This is a genomic window from Porphyrobacter sp. YT40 (assembly GCF_006542605.1).
Lineage (GTDB): Bacteria > Pseudomonadota > Alphaproteobacteria > Sphingomonadales > Sphingomonadaceae > Erythrobacter.
In genome coordinates, this window is record NZ_CP041222.1 from 3,380,455 (window position 1) to 3,401,332 (window position 20,878).

At 66.7% G+C, this 20,878-nt stretch carries 15 protein-coding genes; 12 read left to right on the forward strand and 3 right to left on the reverse strand.

Translation table 11 applies throughout. The annotated features are described in order from the left end of the window. Nucleotides 1-112: 112 nt before the first annotated feature. From E2E27_RS15930 to E2E27_RS15955, 6 genes are all read left to right on the forward strand, one after another. Nucleotides 113-2,332, forward strand: a complete 2,220-nt coding sequence (locus tag E2E27_RS15930; protein WP_141461980.1) for an acylase — start codon at nt 113-115, stop codon at nt 2,330-2,332. Between the two features lie 47 nt (nt 2,333-2,379). Beyond that, complete coding sequence (locus E2E27_RS15935) at nt 2,380-5,235, forward strand: M16 family metallopeptidase (RefSeq protein ID WP_141460805.1); 2,856 nt, start codon at nt 2,380-2,382, stop codon at nt 5,233-5,235. Nucleotides 5,236-5,353: 118 nt separating this feature from the next. Next, nucleotides 5,354-5,653, forward strand: a complete 300-nt coding sequence (locus E2E27_RS15940; RefSeq protein ID WP_141460806.1) for a lipocalin/fatty acid-binding family protein — start codon at nt 5,354-5,356, stop codon at nt 5,651-5,653. 135 nt (nt 5,654-5,788) lie between these two features. Continuing rightward, on the forward strand, nt 5,789-6,229 hold the full coding sequence (locus E2E27_RS15945) for an META domain-containing protein (protein ID WP_141460807.1): 441 nt from the start codon (nt 5,789-5,791) through the stop codon (nt 6,227-6,229). 125 nt (nt 6,230-6,354) lie between these two features. Then, nucleotides 6,355-8,025, forward strand: coding sequence for an MFS transporter (locus tag E2E27_RS15950; RefSeq protein WP_141460808.1), 1,671 nt, complete (start codon nt 6,355-6,357; stop codon nt 8,023-8,025). A 109-nt stretch (nt 8,026-8,134) separates the two neighbouring features. Then, complete coding sequence (locus E2E27_RS15955) at nt 8,135-11,512, forward strand: sensor histidine kinase (protein WP_141460809.1); 3,378 nt, start codon at nt 8,135-8,137, stop codon at nt 11,510-11,512. Here the strand turns inward: E2E27_RS15955 and E2E27_RS15960 are convergent. Both E2E27_RS15960 and acs read right to left on the reverse strand, forming a co-directional pair. Further along, nucleotides 11,482-12,120 carry a response regulator transcription factor gene (locus tag E2E27_RS15960; RefSeq protein ID WP_141460810.1) on the reverse strand — a complete coding sequence of 213 codons (639 nt, stop codon included), beginning with the start codon at nt 12,118-12,120 and terminating at the stop codon, nt 11,482-11,484. The two genes, E2E27_RS15955 and E2E27_RS15960, sit on opposite strands and share 31 nt — an antisense overlap. A gap of 4 nt (nt 12,121-12,124) precedes the next feature. Next, complete coding sequence (gene acs, locus E2E27_RS15965) at nt 12,125-14,056, reverse strand: acetate--CoA ligase (protein ID WP_141460811.1); 1,932 nt, start codon at nt 14,054-14,056, stop codon at nt 12,125-12,127. A 145-nt stretch (nt 14,057-14,201) separates the two neighbouring features. On the opposite strand from acs, the gene E2E27_RS15970 reads away from it, so the two are divergent. After that, nucleotides 14,202-15,620 (forward strand): DcaP family trimeric outer membrane transporter, encoded by a 1,419-nt coding sequence (locus tag E2E27_RS15970; protein ID WP_234036092.1) that lies wholly within the window; start codon nt 14,202-14,204, stop codon nt 15,618-15,620. A gap of 75 nt (nt 15,621-15,695) precedes the next feature. Here E2E27_RS15970 and E2E27_RS15975 read toward each other — a convergent pair whose 3' ends face one another. Beyond that, the gene (locus tag E2E27_RS15975) at nt 15,696-16,373 is read right to left on the reverse strand and encodes an OmpW/AlkL family protein (protein WP_234036093.1); all 678 of its coding nucleotides are present in this window, start codon (nt 16,371-16,373) and stop codon (nt 15,696-15,698) included. A 149-nt stretch (nt 16,374-16,522) separates the two neighbouring features. Between E2E27_RS15975 and E2E27_RS15980 the strand changes: the two genes are divergently transcribed. The 5 genes from E2E27_RS15980 to ccoP all read left to right on the forward strand — a co-directional run bounded on the left by E2E27_RS15980 (nt 16,523) and on the right by ccoP (nt 20,874). After that, nucleotides 16,523-17,260, forward strand: a complete 738-nt coding sequence (locus tag E2E27_RS15980) for a Crp/Fnr family transcriptional regulator (RefSeq protein WP_141460813.1) — start codon at nt 16,523-16,525, stop codon at nt 17,258-17,260. A 75-nt stretch (nt 17,261-17,335) separates the two neighbouring features. Then, a complete protein-coding gene (gene ccoN, locus E2E27_RS15985; RefSeq protein WP_141460815.1) occupies nt 17,336-19,003 on the forward strand; it encodes a cytochrome-c oxidase, cbb3-type subunit I in 1,668 nt (555 codons plus the stop codon). 23 nt (nt 19,004-19,026) lie between these two features. Further along, entirely contained in the window at nt 19,027-19,797 is a 771-nt protein-coding gene (gene ccoO / locus E2E27_RS15990; RefSeq protein ID WP_141460817.1) for a cytochrome-c oxidase, cbb3-type subunit II, read from the forward strand. After that, a complete protein-coding gene (locus E2E27_RS15995) occupies nt 19,794-19,955 on the forward strand; it encodes a cbb3-type cytochrome c oxidase subunit 3 (protein ID WP_141460819.1) in 162 nt (53 codons plus the stop codon). Before ccoO ends, E2E27_RS15995 begins: the two co-directional genes overlap by 4 nt. Beyond that, complete coding sequence (gene ccoP / locus E2E27_RS16000; protein WP_141460822.1) at nt 19,948-20,874, forward strand: cytochrome-c oxidase, cbb3-type subunit III; 927 nt, start codon at nt 19,948-19,950, stop codon at nt 20,872-20,874. Before E2E27_RS15995 ends, ccoP begins: the two co-directional genes overlap by 8 nt. Nucleotides 20,875-20,878 lie beyond the last annotated feature (4 nt).

The following is a 20,878-nucleotide window of genomic DNA, read 5'->3' on the forward strand; positions in this document are numbered from 1 at the left end:
TTACCCGACTAGGTGGGTTGGCCAGCCGCCGACCGCAAGAGGCCCGCCGCGCTTGACCTCGCTTCGCCCGCAAGCGATGGAGCAACCGCACGATTTGGGAGAGAAATCGGTCATGGTCTGGGTAAAGCGCGGCGCATTTGCGCTGCTGGGTGTGCTTGTGCTGGCGTTCCTCGTGCTCGCCACGTGGGAGCCCTTTGCCGCCAGTGCCGCCTCCTCGCCCCCCACCCGCAACTATACCGCCGAGATCATCCGCGACGATTTCGGCGTGCCGCATATCTACGGCAAGACCGATGCCGACACCGCCTATGGCGTCGCCATCGCCCATGCCGAAGACGATTTCTTCACGCTGCAGGATGTCGTCGCCATGAGCCGCGGGCGCTATGGCGCGATTGCGGGGGAGGACGGCGCGAAGGTCGATTACGTCTACCACCTGATCGACGCGCGCGGGACTGCGGAGCGGGAATATCCCAGCCTCCCCGCCGATACCCGCGCGCTGTTCGAAGCCTATGCCGCCGGGCTCAACCAATATGCCGCAGAGCATCCGGGCGAGGTCAAGCTCGGCAACCTGTTCCCGGTCGCCGGGATCGACGTTGCGGCAGGCTTCGCGCTGCGCCAGCCGTTCTTCTTCGGGCTCGACGCGGTGATCGGCCCGCTGGCGGCAGGCGAGCCGCTGCGACGCGAGCATGGCCCCGACATCCCCGGCTTCCCGCGCCCGCCGCTGCCCGGGGCCGAGCCCGGCGCGGAACCTGCGCCAAAGCAGGCGCGCACCCTCGTCCTCCCGCTGGGCGAGGATGCGGAAAGCCTCGGCTCCAACGCCTTTGCGGTCGCGCCGCAGAAGGGCGGCGGGGTGACGACGCTGATCTCGAACTCGCACCAGCCGCTGCGCGGCGGCGTGGCGTGGTACGAACTCGTCGTCGAAAGCGACGAAGGCTGGCACTTTGCGGGGGCGAATTTCCCCGGATCGCCCTTCCCTTTCCTCGGCCATAACGAGCATCTGGGGTGGACCAACACAGTCAACACCCCCGACATGATCGACGTCTATCAGCTGGAACTCGACGACAGCGGCACCCGCTACAGGCTCGACGGCCAGTGGCGCGATCTTGAAAGCGAGTGGGTGACGCTGCCGGTCAGGATGGGCCCGGTGGTGCTGCCGGTCCGCAAGGAGGTGCTGCGCAGTGTCCACGGCCCGGTGATCCGGAACGACAAGGGCGCCTTCGCCATCCGCTATGGCGGGATCGGGCAGCTGCAACAGCTCGACGCCTATTACCGCATCAACAAGGCGACCAGCTTTGCCGAATGGGAAGCGCAGCTGGCGCGGCTCGCCATTCCCTCGACCAATTTCATCTACGCCGACGAGACCGGCACCATCGCCTATGTCTACAACGCCGCGATCCCCGACCGTCCCGAAAACGTGACGGCGGACTGGCGGAGCGTCCTGCCCGGCAACCGTTCCGACCTGATCTGGCAGGGCGCGGTCGATTACGAGAGCCTGCCCCGCATCGTGAACCCCGCGAGCGGCTGGCTCTACAATTCCAACAACACCCCCTTCACCGCTGCCGGGGCCGGGAGCGATCTCGATCCTGCTGCGTTTGACCCGGTGATGGGTATCGAGCTCAAGCAGACCAACCGTTCATGGCGCGCCTACAAGCTGCTGAGCGAGGCCAAGGTGCTCGACCGGGCGACGCTCGAGGCGATCAAGTATGACACCGGCTACGAGCGGCAGGGCTATGTCGACCGGCTGTTCGACGGGCTCGAGACGCTGGAGGCCGAGGGCCAGCTCGCCGAAGCGCGCGATCTGCTGATCGGATGGGACTTCAACGCCGACGGCAAGGGCAAGGCGGATGCCATCGCGCTGCTGATGATCCTCCCCTTCATGGGTGCCGATTACAACAACAAGCCCTTCCCCGATGTGGCCGAGAAGCTGCAAGCCGCCGCCGACCACCTGATGACCCATTTCGGGCGGCTCGACCCGCCGATGGGAGAGCTGCTGCGGCTGCGGCAGGGCGACCTCGACCTCCCGCTCGATGGCGGCTCGGACACGCTGCGCGCCTCGACCATGTGGGACGTGGCCGAGGACGGGCGGCTCAGCCTGAGACATGGCGACAGCTTCATCATGTGGATCGAATGGGCACCGGGCCAGAAGGTCGTCTCACGCTCGATCCAGCCCTTCGGCGCGGCCACCACCCGGCCCGCCAACCCGCATTACACCGACCAGATGCAACTGTTCGTCGATCACAAGCTGAAGCCCGTACACTTCTGGCGCGATGATCTGCTGGCGAAAGCCAGCAGCCGCCGGACTGTGACCACCACCACCGCCACAGGGACACGCTGACCGGCGCGCCCGTTTTTGACAGATTTTGACCACCGGAGCCTTCGTCCATGACCCATCGTTTTGCTGCCGCCAGTCTCTCGGCGCTCGCGCTTGCGCTTGCCGTTCCCTTCAGCCCCGCACTGGCCGACAACCACGCCGGACACAGCGCCGCCGCCCCGGAAGCGACCGCCGATCTCGAAGCGCTCGTCAGCCAGGTGGAGATTCCCTACGAGGAATTCGAACTCGAAAACGGCCTGACCGTGCTGGTGCACGAGGATCGCAAGGCCCCGGTGGTCAACGTCACCGTGTGGTACAATGTCGGCTCGAAGGACGAGCCCAAGGGCCAGACCGGCTTTGCCCACCTGTTCGAACACCTGATGTTCAACGGTTCGGAAAACGCGCCCGCGGACTACTTCCAGTACCTCGCCGAAATGGGCGCGACCGATTACAACGGCACGACCTGGTTCGATCGCACCAACTATTTCCAGACCGTCCCCAAGCCCGCGCTCGAACGCGCGCTGTGGCTGGAAAGCGATCGCATGGGCTACCTGCTCGGCGCGGTGACGCAGGGCAAGCTCGATAACCAGCGCGGCGTGGTGCAGAACGAAAAGCGGCAGGGCGACAACCAGCCCGGCGGGCTCGTCTATTACGAAGTGCTCGAGACGCTGTTTCCCGAAGGCCACCCCTATCGCCATTCGACCATCGGCTCGATGGCCGATCTCGACGCGGCTTCCATGGCGGACGTGAAGGCGTGGTTCACCGAGAACTATGGCCCCAACAACGCAACGCTCGTTCTGGCCGGGGACATCTCAGCCGCCGAAGCGCGTCCGCTGGTTGAGAAATATTTCGGCGCCATCGCGCGCGGGCCCGTGAACGAGCCTGCGCAGGCCGAAGTCCCCACCCTCAAGGAGCCGGTGCGCAAGACCTTCAAGGATCAGGTCGCCGCCACCAGCGTCACGCGCTACTGGCCGGTGCAGGGCCTGACCGGCGATGATCGCATCGCGCTCGACGTCGGGGCGGCGATCCTCGGCGGGCTCGCTTCGAGCCGGCTCGACAATGTGCTGGTGCGCGACGAGCAGCTTGCCGTCGGCGTGTCCGCGGGCAATTCCGCCTTCCAGCGCATCGGGATGCTCGAAGTCGAGGCGACCGCCAAGGCAGGCGTCGATATCGCCGTGCTCGAAAAACGCATGGACGAGGTGATCGCCGATCTGATCGCCAATGGCCCGACCGAGGATGAAGTGCGCCGCGCGGTCACCAGCAACCTTGCCCGCACGATCCGCGGGCTGGAACAGGTCGGTGGGTTTGGCGGCAAGGCGCAGGCGCTGGCCGAAGGCGAAGTGCTGGCGGGCGATCCCGCCTTCTACGCGCGCGAATTCGAAACGCTGGCGACGCTCACCCCTGCCGAGGTGCAGGCCGCGCTCGCCAAGTGGATGACCCGTCCGGCGATGACCGTGATCCTCGAACCGGGTGAACGCGATGCCACTTACGAGGAAGCCGCTTCGGTTCAGGCCGAGGGTGACAACGCCTCCGAACGCGACCGTGCGGCGGAGGAAATCAGCGTCTCGAAGGTTCGTCCCAAGCCGCCGATCGACACCATCGCGGCGCTGGACTTCCCCGACGTGGAACGCGCAACCCTCGCCAACGGGATGAAGGTCACCTACGTGCAGCGCACCGCCGTGCCCGCGACCTGGGTGGCGATGAGCTTCGATGCGGGCAGCGCGGCCGATCCGGCGGGCAAGGCGGGCCTGGAAGGCCTGACCATGGCGCTGTTCGACGAAGGCACCAAGGATCTCAGCGCGCAGGCCATCGCCGAGACCAGCGAGCGTCTGGGTGCCAGCGTCTCGGTCGGGGGCGGCGATGACCGGTCGACCTTCACGCTCGCCGCGCTGTCGGCCAACCTTGCGCCCAGCCTCGATCTGCTGCGCCAGATCATGCGCGAACCGGCCTTCAACACCGCCGATCTCGAGCGCGTGCGCAGCCAGACCATCACCGGTATCCGCCGGTCGATGAAGTCGCCGCAGGGCATCGCCCAGCGCACGCTCACGCCCGAACTGTTCGGCGCGGGCACGCCCTATGGCGCGATTACCACGGTCGCGAGCGTCGGCAGCATCACCCGCGACGATCTGATCGCCTTCAAGGAAAGCTGGATCCGCCCCGACAATGGCGAGGTCTTCGTCATTTCGGACAAGCCGCTGGCCGAGGTCGTCACCGCGCTCAACACCGCTTTCGGCAACTGGACGGCCCCGGCTGCGGCCAAGGGCAGCAAGAGCGTCACCGCCGGACAGGCGGCCGAGGGCAACCGCATCATCCTCGTCAACCGTCCCAACTCGCCGCAGAGCTTCATCCTCGGCGCGCAGGTCACCCCGCTCGACGCGGGCGATCCGGAGTTCATCGCCTTCGGCAGCGCCAACAATTCGCTGGGCGGCAACTTCCTCGCGCGGCTCAACATGAACCTGCGCGAGACCAAGGGCTGGAGCTATGGCGTGCGCGGCGGAGCGCAGGCGCGCGAGAATGCCGTGATCTACGCCATTTCGGGCGGCGTGCAGGCTGACCGCACCGGGGATTCGCTGGCGGAGATGATCCGCGAGACCGAGGAATTCCTGACCGTGAAGGGCGTCACCGCCGACGAGCTCGAACGCAACAAGGCGAGCGAGATCGGCGCATTGCCAGGCCGCTACGAAACCTCGCCCGCGGTGCTCGGCGCGCTTCAGGGCAATGCCCTGTTTGGTCGCCCGGACAATTATCAGGAAACCCTCGCCAGCATCTACCGCGACCAGACTGCCGAGGCGCTGGACGCGGTCGCCCGCGAGGCGATCGACACCGACAAGTTCGTGTGGGTCGTGGTCGGCGATGCCAGCAAGGTCCGCGCCCAGCTCGAACCGCTCGGCCTGCCGATCGAGCAGCGCGAGATGGAAGGGGAATGATTTGAGACAGCCGGCGCGCTTCGGCCCAATTCGGGTTGAAGCGCGCTGACATCAGTGTAAATAACGCAACCTGAAGTGCCGCCTCGCCCGAGGCCTGCACCCTCTGGAGGAGTGGAATATGTCTGTTGCAGGAACCTACAAGACAACCGTCAAGAGCCCGATGGGCGACCAGACCGGCACCCTGACCGTCGTGCCCGAAGGCGACACCTTCTCGGGCTCGCTGGTCGGCAGCCTCGGCTCGATGGACATCAAGGATGGCACCGTCGACGGCAACACCATCAAGTGGCAGATGAACATGGTCGTGCCGATGCCGATGACGCTCGATTGCGAAGCGACCATCGACGGCGACACGCTGACCGGTTCGGTCAACGCCGGTGCCTTCGGCGCGATGCCGCTGTCGGGCACCCGCGAAGCCTGATCGGCCCCGCAAGGATAGAAAAAGCCGCCGGAGCCTTCGCTCTCCGGCGGCTTTTTTCATGCCCTGATTGGCAGCCGGATTGCGTCTGTTCATCCGGCGGCGCTATTTCTGTCCCGCGCCGACTTTAGGGGATTGATGATGATGAAGCGTCTCACCGTGCTTGCCGCCACTGCCGCCACCCTTGCCCTCGGAGCCTGCGTGACCGTGCCCGACACCCACCCGCTGACCGGCACCGAATGGCAGCTTGTCGCGATCGACACCTCGGGCAGCACAACCACGCTGACCCCGGCGTTGCAGCAGCGCCACACCATCGCATTTCAGGACGGGGGCGAATTGCAGCTTCAGCTCGATTGCAACCGCGGCCGCTCGACCTGGACCGCGGGCCAGCCCGCCAACGGCGCAGGCAGCATCAGCATCGGCCCCGTCGGAAGCACGAAAATGCTCTGCCCCGAGCCGAGCTTCGGCGACGAGCTCGCGCGGGTTTCCGAAGCCCAACGCTACACCACGACGCTCGACGGGCGTCAGCTGGTGATCGAGAGCGAGGCGCTGCGCTACACCTTCGCCGCCACGGAATAGCCTTGGCGTCTGCGACCAAGGTCTAGCTTCCGCCGCCTGCCGTTCCGGGCGAAGTTGCCAACCTCGACACGACCGGCGCGGATGCGACCGGTCAGGGGATCGGGCGCACAAGCGGGAGACGGACAATGGCGACGACATATGATGACGCCCTGCCCAAGCATCACAAGGTCACGGGGACGGAAAAGCGCGTCATCCTGGCCTCGTCGCTGGGCACGGTGTTCGAATGGTACGATTTCTACCTCTACGGGCTGCTGGCGACGATCATTTCCGCCCAGTTCTTTTCGGGCGTGAACGAGACCACGGGCTTCATCTTCGCGCTCGCCGCCTTTGCCGCGGGCTTTGCGGTGCGGCCCTTCGGCGCGCTGGTGTTCGGGCGGCTGGGAGATCTGGTCGGACGCAAATACACCTTCCTCGTCACCATGGGCCTGATGGGCTTTGCGACCTTTACCGTGGGCCTGCTGCCCTCCTACGCCAGCATCGGGGTGGCGGCGCCGATCATGCTGGTGGTGCTGCGGCTGGTGCAGGGGCTGGCGCTGGGCGGCGAGTATGGCGGCGCAGCGACCTACGTGGCCGAACACGCGCCCAACGACAAGCGCGGGCTCTACACCAGCTTCATCCAGACCACGGCCACATTGGGCCTCTTCGCCGCGCTGCTGGTGGTGATCGGCACCCGCACCATGATCGGCGAGGACGCCTTCAAGGAATGGGGCTGGCGCGTGCCCTTCCTGATCTCGGCGGTGCTGCTCGGCGTGTCGCTGTGGATCCGGATGCAATTGCAGGAAAGCCCGGTCTTCCAGAAGATGAAGGAGGAAGGCACCAATTCCAAGGCACCGATTTCGGAGGCCTTCGGCAACTGGAAAAACGCGCGCTGGGCGCTGATCGCGCTGCTGGGCGCGGTCGCGGGGCAGGCGGTGGTGTGGTACACCGGCCAGTTCTACGCGATGTTCTTCCTCGAGAAGATGCTGATGGTGGACGGCGCGACCACCAATATCCTGATCGCGGTGGCGCTCGCCATCGGCACGCCGTTCTTCATTGTCTTCGGCTGGCTGTCGGACAGGATCGGGCGCAAGAAGATCATCCTCACCGGCTGCGCGCTGGCGGCGGTGACCTACTTCCCGGCCTTCCACCTCTTGTCCGAAGCGGCCAACCCGGCGCTCGCCCGGGCGCAGGCGGCAGCGCCGGTGAGCGTCATCGTCAATGATGCCGATTGCTCGGTGCAGTTCGATCCCGTGGGCAAGAACACCTTCGATGCCCGAAGCTGCGACATCGCCAAGGCTTTCCTTGCCAAGGGCGCGATCAGCTACACCTCGGTCGAAGCCGAGGCGGGCACCATCGCGCAGGTCAGGATCGGCGGCGAGACCTTCACCGCGCCCGATCCGGCCCAGGTGACAGGCGAGGAGCGCAAGGCCGCCATCGCAGCCTTTCAGGCCGAGTTGAAAACGGCGCTGGGCGCGGCGGGCTACCCAGCCAAGGCCGACCCGGCAGCGATCAACACCCCGCTGGTGATCGCGGTGCTGACCTACCTCGTGCTGCTGGTGACCATGGTCTACGGGCCCATCGCCGCGCTGCTGGTGGAGCTGTTCCCCACCCGCATCCGCTACACCGCGATGAGCCTGCCCTATCACATCGGCAATGGCTGGTTCGGCGGGTTCCTGCCCACCACCGCCTTCGCGATGGTCGCGGCGACGGGGGATATCTACTACGGCCTGTGGTACCCGATCGGGATCTGCGTGCTGACCGTGATCGTCGGCCTGATGTTCCTGCCGGAAACCTTCCGCCGCAATATCGACGCATAGTCCCGCACCACTCGGCGGGTCGCAGGAGGGGCGGTGCCGAAAGGTGCCGCCCCTTTGCTTTGCGCGCGGCTTGCAGTAGCTTGCACAGCGGGAGAGAGGGATCAGGGCCATGATGCTGGGCGCGGCGCTTGTTGCCGCCATGATCTATCTGGGCGCATTGTTCTGGCTCGCCGCTTGGCGCGATGCGCGGCCCGAGAGCGGTTCTGGCTGGCTGCGACGGCACGCGAGCGCGATCTATGGTCTCAGCCTTGCGGTCTATTGCACCAGCTGGACCTTTTTCGGCGGGGTCGGAACGGCGGCGACGGCTGGGATGGATTACCTGCCGATCTATCTCGGCCCGATCCTCGTCTTCACGCTCGGCTTCGGCCTTGTGCGCCGCATCCTCGCGCAGGCCAAGGCGCAGCATTCGACCTCGATCGCGGATTTCCTCTCTGCCCGCTACGGCAAGAGCGCGAGCATCGCCGCACTGGTGACGGTGATCGCCAGCCTCGGCACGCTGCCCTACATGGCGCTGCAACTCGATGCGGTGGGCACCACGCTGCTGCTGATGGCCCCCGATCTGCGCGCGCAGCTGGCGACCGACGAGCTGGTGCTGATCGTGGCGGCCTTGATGGGCCTCTTCGCCATCCTGTTCGGATCGCGCCGGGCGGACCGGGCGGGCGAGAACGCGGGCCTCGTGCTGAGCATCGCCACCGAAGCGCTGGTGAAGCTCGCCGCGCTGCTGGCAGTGGGCGCGCTCGCGGTGTGGTTGCTGCTGACGGGCGAGGGCCCGGCACCGGCCACCCCGCCCGCGCTGTTCGCGCCCGATCCGATCGACGCGCGCTTCATCGTGCTCACCGCGCTCTCCGCCGCCGCGATCCTGTGCCTGCCGCGCCAGTTCCACATGAGCTTCATCGAAGCGCCGGGCGAGCGCGCAGACGGGGCGATGCGCTGGGTGTTCCCGGCCTATCTCGCGCTCACCGCCGCGGTGATCGTGCCGCTGGTTCTGGCGGCGCGCGCGGCGCTTCCGGCGGGCACCGATCCCGACGCGATCGTGCTCGCCCTGCCGCTGGCGACGGGCAACACCGCGCTAGCCGTGCTGGTGTTCCTCGGCGGGCTGTCGGCGGCAACCGGCATGATCGTGGTGGCGAGCGTCGCGCTGTCGATCATGATCACCAACGATCTCGTCGCCCCGCTGCTGCTGCGCCGCGCGCTCGCCGGACGGGGCGACCGCAGCCGCCTGCCCGCGCGCCTGCTGCTGATCCGCCGCGTGACGATCGCCGCGCTGCTGGCGTCGGCCTATGCGGTCTATCGCGGGTTTGCCGGGATCACCGACCTTGCCGGGCTCGGCACGCTCGCCTTCGCCGCCGCCGCGCAATTCGCGCCGGGGCTGGTGCTCGGCATGGTGAGCCAGCACGGCAACCGCGCCGGGATGCTGGCGGGCCTCGCGAGCGGCTTTGCGCTGTGGCTGGCGCTGCTGATCTGGCCTGCCTTGCAAGGCACCGCCCCGCCGCTTGCCATCCACCCCGATCCGCTGGTCTCGGGCGTGATCCTCAGCCTTGGCGTCAACACCGCGCTCTACTGGCTTGTTTCGGCGATCATCCGCCCCTCGCTGCTCGATTCCGCGCAGGCCGCCGCCTTTGTCGGCACGCCCATGCCGGGAGAGTTGCCGCGCCGCGCCACCGCCAAGCGCGTGGGAGACGTGCGCGCGCTGCTGGGCCAGTTCGTCGGACGCGAGCGGGCCGATGCGGCGCTTGCCCCGCTGCATTTGCGCAACGGCGATCCGGCGGGCGCGGCGGTGCTGGAGCTGGCGGAACGGATGATCTCGGGCGTGATCGGCACCTCCTCGGCCCGGATGCTGGTGCATTCATGGGCGGGCGGTGACCCCATTCCGCTGCCCGAAGTCGTCGCGATGTTTGGCGAGACGGGCCGCCGCCTCAACTTCTCCGCCGACCTGCTCCAGACCGCGATCGAGTCCATCGATCAGGGCGTCGCGCTGGTCGATGGCGAGATGCGGCTGGTGGCCTGGAACAGCCGCTACCAGCAGATCTTCGACCTGCCCGACCGCCTCGTGCAGGTCGGCACGCCGATTGCCGATCTGATCCGCTTCAACCTCGAACGCGGCCAGCTGCCCGAGGCCGAGATCGCCGAGCAGGTCGAACGCCGTCTCGGCTATATGCGCGCCGGAACCGAGCACCGGATCGAGCGGGTGCAGCACGATGGCCGCGTGCTTCGGATCGTCGGCGCGCCTACGCCGGGGGGCGGCTACACCACGTCATACACCGACATCACCGCCGACCGCCGGGCCGAACAGGCGCTGGAAGAGAAGGTGGCCGAGCGCACCCATCAGCTCAGCGAAGCCAACGCCCTGCTGGCCGAAGCGACGCGCTCCAAAACCCGTTTTCTTGCGGCGGCGAGCCATGATCTGATCCAGCCGCTGAACGCTGCGCGCCTGTTCGCCTCGGCGCTGGGCGAGGAAGTGGCGGGCCGCGCGCCGCTGGAAAAGCTGGTGGCCGACCTTGACGGCTCGATCGTCGCCGCCGACCGCCTGATCCGGGTGCTGCTGGAAATCTCCAAGCTCGACAGCGGCGGGGTGGTGCCCGCGCCCGAACCAATCGCGCTCGACCAGTTGTTCGAGGATGTGGCGCGCGAATTCGTGCTTCAGGCGCAGGCCAAGGGGCTGCGTCTGCGGCGCGCGCGCACCACTGCTTGGGTGATGGCCGACCGCGCGCTGCTCACCGCGGTCCTGCGCAACCTCATGAGCAACGCGGTGCGCTACACCGCGCGCGGCGGCATCCTCATCGGGGTGAGGCGGCGCGGCGATGCGGCGGTGATCTGCATTCACGACACCGGACGCGGCATCGAACCGCAAGACATCGAGCGCATCTTCGGCGAGTTCGAACGCGGCGCCTCGACCGACCGCGAAGGGCTCGGACTGGGCCTCGCCATCGTGCGCCGGTCAGCCCGGTTGCTGGGGGTGGAGATCGAGACGACCTCGCAGCCGGGACGCGGCAGCCGCTTTGCGCTCGCCCTGCCAGTGCTGCGCCGCGCCGCCGCGCCCGCCACCGTGCCCGCTCCGGCACGCGCCGCCAGCCGGTTGGACGCGGCCAGGGTGCTGGTGCTCGACAACGACCCCGCCGTGCTCGCCGCGACCGCCGCGCTGCTGGGCAAGTGGGGGCTCACCGTCACCTGCGCCGCCAGCCTCGCCGAAGCGCGCGTCGCCATGCCGGACGCGCCCGACATTGCGATCATGGATTACCGCCTCGACGGGGACGAGCGCGGCGATGCGAGTTTCGCGGCGCTATGCGAGCACTGGGAGACCCGCCCGCCGGTGATCCTGCTGACCGCCGAAAGCTCCGAAGAAACCGAAGCCGCCGCCACCCGGATGGGCGCGCATCGGCTGATCAAGCCCGCACCACCTGCAGCCCTACGCGCGCTGATCGCCACCGCGCTGGCGCAAGGTCGCGACCGCGCGGATCAGCCTTTGGCGGAATCCGCCACCGGCTGATCAATCTCCAGCTTGGCGGCGACCAGCACCGCCTGCGTGCGGCTGCCGACCCCGAGCTTCCTCAGGATCGCGGTGATATGCGCCTTTACCGTCGCCTCGCTGATCGCCAGTTCATAGGCGATCTGCTTGTTGAGCAGGCCCTGCCGGATCCCGCCGAGGATACGGCGCTGGGCCGGGGTGAGACTGGCGATGCGGGCGAGATCGTCGTCCGCGTCCGCGCCGCTTTCCGGAAACCACGCGTCGCCATCGCGCACTGCGGCGAGCCCTTCGCGCATCGCCTCGAGACTGGCGGACTTGGGGATGAACCCCGCCGCCCCCAGCTGCGCCGCCGCCGCAGCGACCCGCGGTTCTTCGCTGGCCGAGACAATCACGATCGGGAGCGCGGGGTAATCCTGCCGCAGGTCCATCAGCACGGAGAGGCCGGAGGAATCGGCCATGTGCAGATCGAGCAGCAGCGTCTCCGCGCCGCCGTTTGCCAGCGCGGTGCGGGCCTCGGCAGCCGAGCTCGCCTCGATGATCGCCGCCTCGGGCCACACCCGCCCCACCGCATGAGCGAGCGCGCTGCGAAACAGCGGATGATCGTCGGCGATGATGATCCGCGCGGACACGACCCTAGCGGTTCTGCCGCCCCTCGATCAGCCGGTCGACCAGTGAGGGATCGGCCAGCGTCGAGGTGTCGCCGAGCGAGCCGAAGTCGTTCTCGGCGATCTTGCGCAGGATGCGGCGCATGATCTTGCCCGAGCGGGTCTTGGGCAACCCATCGGTGAAATGGATCACATCGGGCGTGGCGATGGGTCCGATTTCCTTGCGCACATGTGCCTTCAATTCGGCCAGCAGTGCGTCGTCACCCTCCTCGCCCGCGTTGAGGGTGACGTAGCAATAGATGCCCTGCCCCTTGATGTCGTGCGGATAGCCCACCACCGCCGCCTCGGCGACCTTGGGATGGAGCACCAGCGCGCTCTCGACTTCCGCCGTGCCCATGCGGTGGCCCGAGACGTTGATGACATCGTCCACGCGCCCGGTGATCCAGTAGTATCCGTCCTCGTCACGCTTGCATCCGTCGCCGGTGAAGTACTTGCCGGCATAGGTGCTGAAATAGGTCTGCACAAAGCGATCGTGATCGCCATAGACGGTGCGCGCCTGGCCGGGCCAGCTATGCGTGATGCACAGGTTACCCTCGGTCGCGCCGTCGAGCACCGCGCCCTCGTTATCGACGAGTTGCGGGCGGATCCCGAAGAACGGGAGCCCTGCGCTTCCCGGCTTCATGTCGTGCGCGCCGGGCAGCGTGGTGATCATGCAGCCGCCGGTTTCGGTCTGCCACCAGGTGTCGATGACGGGGCAGCGGCCCTCCCCCACCACATCGAAATACCAGCGCCAGGCCTCGGGATTGATCGGCTCGCCGACGCTGCCGAGCAGGCGCAAGGACGCGCGAGAGCGGCTCGTCACATGATGATCGCCCTCGCGCATCAGCGCGCGGATCGCGGTGGGGGCGGTGTAGATGATATTGACCTGATGCTTGTCGACCACGTCCCAGAAGCGCCCGTGATCGGGGTAGTTGGGCACGCCCTCGAACACCACCGCGGTCGCCGCGTTGAACAGCGGGCCGTAGACGACATAGCTGTGCCCGGTGACCCAGCCGATATCGGCGGTGCACCAGAACACCTCGCCCGGCTGGTAATCGAAGATGTAGTGGAAGGTCGTCGCCGTCCAGACGCCATAGCCGCCGGTGGTGTGGAGCACGCCCTTGGGCTTGCCGGTCGAGCCCGAGGTGTAGAGGATGAACAGCGGGTCTTCCGCGTGCATGACCTCGCAGGGGCAATCGGCGTCGCTGGCGAGGTCGGCCAGCCAGTGGTCGCGGCCCTCCACCATGTCGATCGCCCCGCCGGTGTGCGGGATCACCAGCACGCCCGCGACATCGGTGACGTGCGCCGCAAGGCCAAGCGCCGCGTCGACATTGGCCTTCAAGGGCACACGCTTGCCGCCGCGCAGCCCTTCATCGGCGGTGATGACGAAGCGGCTGCCGCAATCCTCGATCCGCCCTGCGAGCGCCTCGGGCGAGAAGCCGCCAAACACCACCGAATGCACCGCGCCCAGCCGTGCGCAGGCGAGCATGGCGACCACGCCTTCGAGGATCATCGGCATGTAGATTGTCACCCGCTCGCCGCGCGTGACACCGAGCTTCTTCAAGGCGTTGGCCATCCGCACCACCTCGCGGTGGAGTTCGCCATAGGTGAGGCTGCGCGAGGGGCTTGCCGGATCGTCGGGCTCGAAGATCAGCGCGGTGCGGTCGGCATGCTCGGCAAGGTGCCGGTCGACCGCGTTGTGGCACAAGTTGAGCTGGCCGTCCTCGAACCACTTGATCGCCACCGGATCATAGGCCCAGTCGCCACCCACGGTGGGCGCGTGGGTCCAGTCGAGCCGCTGCGCCTGCTCCAGCCAGAAGCCATCGGGGGTCTCCACCGAGGCGCGATACATCTGCGCATATTGCTCGGGCGTGCAATGCGTGGGCGTGTGGGCCTGAGGCCGCTCGACGGCGTGGATCATCTCGACTCTCCCTTTTCTGACCCCGTTATACATCACGCTACCAGCCCCGCGCCCTCAGACAAAGGTCTTACGACCATCCGCTAGCTGTCGCGTCGTCGCCCGCAGGATCATGTTCGGCCCGGATAAAAGAGGATGGGAGGGTCACATGATTCACGCAGGAACAGCCCGCGCGCTGCGCAGCGCGCTGCTTGCCGCCAGCATGCTCACCGCTGCGCCGGTGCTGGCTCAAGAACAGAGCGTCGATGCGCGGCTCGATCGGCTTGAGCGACTGGTCGAAGGGCTGATCGCCCGGCTCGACGCCGATCAGGGCGAAGCGCAGCAGCAGGCCGAGGCGCTGGCCGCGATCCGCGCCGAACAACAGGCCCTGCGCACCGAGGCCGACGCGACGCAGGAGACCGCCCGCACCCTCGCGACCCGGCAGGCCGAGATGTCCGAAAAGCTGGTCGATTTCGCGATTCCTGCGGGCGACGGTTTCAAGATGGGCAAGACCCGGGTGACCTATGGCGGCTATGTGAAGCTCGACGCGACGAGCCAGCGCACCAGCGGCGGGCAGTTGCCGGGCAACTCGATATTGCGCGATTTCCTGTTCCCCTCCGCGATCCCCGTGGGCGGGGCGCCGAGCGGGTTCGACACCGATTTTTCCGCCCGCCAGACGCGGTTCCTGTTCAAGACCGAAACCGATGTCGGCACCGATCACAAGCTGAGCGGGCTGATCGAGCTCGATTTCAACGTCACCGAGGGCGGCAACGAGCGGGTCTCGAACAGCTTCACCCCGCGCATCCGGCAGGCGCTGATCAATTACGACAACTGGACCTTCGGCCAGGGCTGGTCGACCTTCCAGAATGTCGGCGCGCTGCCGGACAGCCTCGACTTCATCGGAGTGACGCCGGGAACGGTGTTCGATCGCCAACCGCTGATCCGCTACACCAAAGGGGGCTTGCAGATCGCGGTCGAGCAGCCCGAAACCGTTGTGACGACCCAGACCGGCGGGATGGTCACCCCCGGCGACGACCAGATCCCCGACATCGTCGGCCGCTACAACTGGAGCGGCGACTGGGGGCAGATTTCGGCTGCGGGGATCGTGCGGCAACTGCACGTTTCGACCGATGATCTGATGGGCGTGGACGATGCCGCCTGGGGCTATGGCCTCAGCCTGTCGGGCAAGCTCAAGGTCGGCCCGCGCGACGATCTGCGCTTCATGGCCACCGCCGGAGACGGGCTGGGGCGCTATATCGGGATCAACATCGTCAACGATGCCGCAATCCGGCCCGACGGTACGCTCGATCCGATCTTCACATATTCGGGGTTCGCCGCCTATCGCCATGTCTGGGCGCCGAACCTGCGATCCAGCGTGGCCGGGGCATACTTCAAGGCCGACAACCCGGTGCGGCTGACCACCAATCAGGTCACGGACGAAAGCTGGAACGCCTTTGCCAACCTGATCTGGACCCCGATCCCCCCGCTCAATGTCGGGATCGAGCTGATGTATGCCGAACGCACGCTGGAAGACGGGCGCAGCGGCAATCTCAAGCGGGTGCAGGTGTCGACGCAGTACAACTTCTGATCCGACCCCGAGTTAACCAAAATGGCAATGTTTCACGTGAAACATTGCCATTTTGTCATCTATAGCAGGAAGAGGTCAGAACCGATAGCTGACCCCGGCGCTGATCACCCAGGGATCGAGCTTGTGCTCGGTCTCGATCGCCAGCGTGTTTCCGACGAACCAGCGTGCGGTGGTGTCGATGAAATAGCGCTTCACATCGACGCTGAGGCCGAAGCCCTTGTCGTTCAGCGGCACGTCGAACCCGGCTTGCAGCGCGAGGCCGAATTCGTCCGACAGGTCGGTCTCCGTCACGCCCAGCGGCAGGGTGGCGGCGCCCGGATCGTCCTTCAGCCAGATGAAATAGGCCGCGCCCGCACCGACATAGGGCTTCACCCCGCCAAGATCGAAGTGATACTTCGCCGTCACCGTGGCGGGCAGCAGCAGCGCATCGGAGACCAGTTCCGCCCCCGCCGGCAGGCCGGCGGTCGCATCGACATCATGCTGCGTCACCCCGGCAATCGTCTCGATCGAGACATTGTCGGTCACGAAGTATTCCACCGCCAGCGTCGGCACGACATTGTCGTTGGCCTTGGTCTGGGTGGTTGCGGGCAGGCCCGGCAGGTTGACGTTGATGTCGGTGATCTTGCCATCCGGCGCGACATAGGTGCCCAGCACCTTCACCTGAACATCGCCCGCGCGGGTTCCATCCTGCGCCATCGCAGGCGTTGCCAGCAGCGCCAGAGCCGCGCCGCTCAACATCACAAGAGTCTTCATTTTTCCCGTCCTTGATCGGCAGCAGTGGCCACCGTGTGCGGCCCAGGGTTGTTGCTGCCTGTGACCGCCCGATAGCCCGCAGCCTTCGCCGCGCTCATTGATCAGGATCAAAGACCTTTGCGGCTGTCAGGCCCAAAGCGCTTTTCATCATGGCAAGCATCAGCACCTCTTTCGGGCAGCAATGCATGGAAGCGTTTCGCGCCGCGCTGCCGCCCGGCACGGGCGCGGCACCTACGGCGGATCGCCTGTGCGAGGTGGGCTATTGCCTGCATCTCGCGAGGGGGGAGGCCCTGCCGCCCGATCCGTTCGAGGATCGGCTGATGTTCCTCGCCAGTGGCTCGGCCAAGCTGGCCGCGCAGCCGGGCGCGGGCGGGCCGCCGCGACAGGTGCTGGCGTTCCATTTCGGCGGCGACGTGATTTCGGTGCTGCGCCAGTGTGACGGCGATTTCCGGCTGGTGGCGCTGACCGATTGCGATCTGGTGGTGTTCCCGGCCGACCGCTTTCTCGACATCGCGCAGAACGATCCGGCGGTGCTGCGATCGGTGCTGACCCGCTCGCTGCAGGCGCTCCACCGCAGCCGCACGCGGATGATGCAGATGGGCCACAAGTCCGCCGCCGCGCGGATCGCCGATTTCCTCGTCTCGATGGCCGAACGACTGGCGGATTGTTCGGCAGGCCCCTGCGCCTTCTCGCTGCCGATGAGCCGCCGCGACATCGGCGATTCGCTGGGGCTCACGATCGAGACCGTCAGCCGCCAGCTGACCGAACTGCGCGAGGCCGGGCTGCTCGCCACCGAGGGCCGCTCGCGGGTGTGCCTGTCCGACGTATCGGCGCTCGCCCGGATCGCCGGACGGCCCGGCGAGCGGAGCGCCCAATCCGAAAACTGAACAAATTTGATCTGGATCAACAACTGCAAGGCCGAGACCCGCTAGCCAGCGGGTGGACGGAAGGGATAATTCAACATGGAAGCAGTCGTAAGACGGCTGGGGGTCTGGGCGCTTGTCCTGCTCGCAGCCATTGCCGCTATCGCGCTGACACCGGACAGCGGATTTGCCATCCACATGGGGATCGTGGCGCTGGTCGCGGTGATCCTGATCATCGCCACGGCGACCAGCTATGACCCGCTGGCCAAGGCCCAGAGCATCTTCAGGATGCCTCCGGGGCCGAGCCGCTATGACGACGACGTGATCCGCTGGGGCGTGATCGCGACGATGTTCTGGGGGCTGGCCGGCTTGCTCGCCGGCGTGTTCATCGCCGCGCAGCTGGCTTTTCCCGAGTTGAACCTCGAACCCTACCTCAATTTCGGCCGGGTGCGTCCGCTGCACACCAGCGCGGTGATCTTCGCCTTCGGAGGCAATGCGCTACTGGCGACCAGCTTCTACGTCGTCCAGCGCACCTGCCGCACCACGCTGGCCTTCCCCGGCATGGTCCGCTTCGTGTTCTGGGGATACCAGCTGTTCATCGTGCTCGCCGCGACCGGCTACCTGCTCGGCATCAGCCAGGGTAAGGAATATGCCGAGCCCGAATGGTATGTCGATCTGTGGCTGACCATCGTGTGGCTCGCCTATCTGGCGGTCTTCGTCGGCACGATCCTGCGGCGGCACGAACCGCACATCTATGTCGCCAACTGGTTCTACCTCGCCTTCATCGTCACCATCGCGATGCTGCACGTGGTCAACAACCTCGCGCTGCCCGTCAGCCTGCTAGGCGCCAAGAGCTACTCCGCCTTTGCCGGCGTGCAGGATGCGCTGACCCAGTGGTGGTATGGCCACAACGCCGTGGGCTTCTTCCTCACCGCGGGCTTCTTGGCGATGATGTATTACTTCGTGCCCAAGCAGGCCGGGCGGCCGGTCTATTCCTACCGGTTGTCGATCATCCACTTCTGGTCGCTGATCTTCCTCTACATCTGGGCCGGGCCGCACCACCTCCACTACACCGCCCTGCCCGACTGGGCCCAGACGCTGGGCATGGTGTTTTCGGTGATGCTGTGGATGCCCAGCTGGGGCGGGATGATCAACGGGCTGATGACGCTGAACGGCGCGTGGGACAAGGTCCGCACCGATCCGATCATCCGCATGATGGTGCTGAGCCTCGCCTTCTACGGCATGAGCACTTTCGAAGGCCCGCTGATGAGCATCAAGGCGGTGAACAGCCTGTCGCACTACACCGACTGGACCATCGGCCACGTCCATTCCGGCGCGCTGGGGTGGAACGGGATGATCACCTTCGCCTGCGTCTACTACCTGGTGCCGCGCCTGTGGCAGAAGGAGCGGCTCTACAGCCTGCGCATGATCAACTGGCACTTCTGGCTCGCGACGCTGGGGATCGTTTTCTACGCCTCCTCGATGTGGGTCGCCGGGATCACGCAGGGCCTGATGTGGCGCGAATACGGGGCTGACGGCTATCTGGTGAACAGCTTCGTCGACACGGTCGCTGCGCTCCACCCGATGTACATTCTGCGCGCTGTCGGCGGGCTGATGTATCTCTCCGGCGCACTGATCATGGCCTTCAACGTCTGGATGACCATCGCCGGTCACCAGCGCGCCGAGGCGCCGATGGGCGACACCGCGCACGATGCCGCCAACGACCGGCCGCTCCCGCGCCCGCTCGCCCCCGAACCCGCCGAATAATCGCTCATCAGGGAACCACAGCCATGAGCAAGAATGCACCCCACTCCGGCGTCTTCGAGAGCCACAAGACACTCGAAAAGAACGTCACCCTGCTGGCCGCCGCCACCCTTGCGGTAGTGGCAGTGGGCGGGATCGTCGAAATCGCGCCGCTGTTCTGGATCGACAACACGATCGAAAAGGTCGAGGGGATGAGGCCCTACACCCCGCTCGAACAGGCGGGCCGCGACATCTACGTCCGCGAAGGCTGCTACACCTGCCACAGCCAGATGATCCGTCCCTTCCGGGACGAGGTCGAACGCTATGGCCACTACAGCCTCGCCGCCGAGAGCATGTACGACCACCCCTTCCAGTGGGGCAGCAAGCGCACTGGGCCCGATCTGGCGCGCGTGGGCGGGCGCTATTCGGATGCCTGGCACGTCCAGCACCTCAAGGCGCCGCGCTCGGTGGTGCCCGAAAGCATCATGCCCAACTACAGCTTCCTCGCCGAAACGCCGCTGAAAGTGGCCGACCCAGCGGGTAATCTCTCCGCCCTGCGCGCGGTGGGCGTGCCCTATTCCGACGCAGACCTCGCTGCGGCCGAGACCGACCTGCTCGCGCAGGCCGATCCCGAGGCCGACGCGGGCGATCTGGCGGAGCGCTATCCCAAGGCGCAGATCCGCGACTTCGACGGCGATCCGGCCCGCGTGACCGAGATGGATGCGCTGGTCGCCTATCTCCAGATGCTCGGCACGCTGGTCGACGTGAACAGCGCCGCCGCGCAGGAAGTGCTCACCAAGGGGGAGGAAGGCCGATGACCGCCTACGAAACCCTGCGCCACTTTGCCGACTCCTACGGGCTGGCGGTGATCACCGCGCTCTATCTGACCCTGTGCCTGTGGCACTTCCGGCCCGGCGCCAAGGCCCATGTTGCCGCCGCCAAGCACTCGATTTTCCGGGGTGAAGACCATGACTAAACGTATCGATGAGCCCACCGGCACCGAAACCGTCGGCCATGAATGGGACGGGATCGAGGAACTCAACACCCCCCTGCCGCGCTGGTGGCTGTATACCTTCTACGCGACGATCGTGTTCGCGGCGATCTATGTCGTGCTCTACCCGGCCTGGCCGATGATCGACCGGGCGACCCAAGGCACGCTCGGCTGGTCGAGCCGGGGCGATCTCGCCAGAGAGATGACCGCCGCCGACATGGCCCGCCAGAGCACTGTCGAACGGATCGCGGCGACCGATATCGAAAAGCTCCCCGCCGATCCAGAACTGATGCAGGCCGCGATTGCCGGGGGCGCCGCGGCGTTCAAGGTCAATTGCGTCCAGTGCCACGGCGCGGGCGCGGCGGGATCGCCGGGCTATCCCAATCTCAACGATGACGACTGGATCTGGGGCGGCACGCTGACCGATATCCAATATACCCTCACCCACGGCATCCGCTGGGAAGGGGCCGAGGAGACCCGCGCCAATTTCATGCCGGCGTTTCAGGGCATGTTCGAGCCTGCGCAGGTCAACGCACTGGCGGGCCATGTCCTGTCGCTGAGCGGCAAGGGCCGGTCGAGCGCTGCCGGCGCGCAGCTCTTCGCCGACAATTGCGCGGCCTGTCACGGTAGCGGCGGCGAGGGCTCCCCGCCGATGGGCGCGCCTGCGCTCAATGATGCGATCTGGCTGTTCGGCGATACCGAAGCGGCGGTGAAGGCGCAGATTCTCGCCCCCCGCCACGGGGTCATGCCCGCATGGCAAGGCAGGCTCGATCCCGTCACGATCAAGATGCTCGCGGCCTACGTGCACTCGCGCGGCGGCGGGCAGAAGGCCGCGCCCGCACAGCCCGCCACCGACGCCGCGAGCGATGTCGCCGCCGCAGCCAAGGCCGACCCCAATGGCTGACATG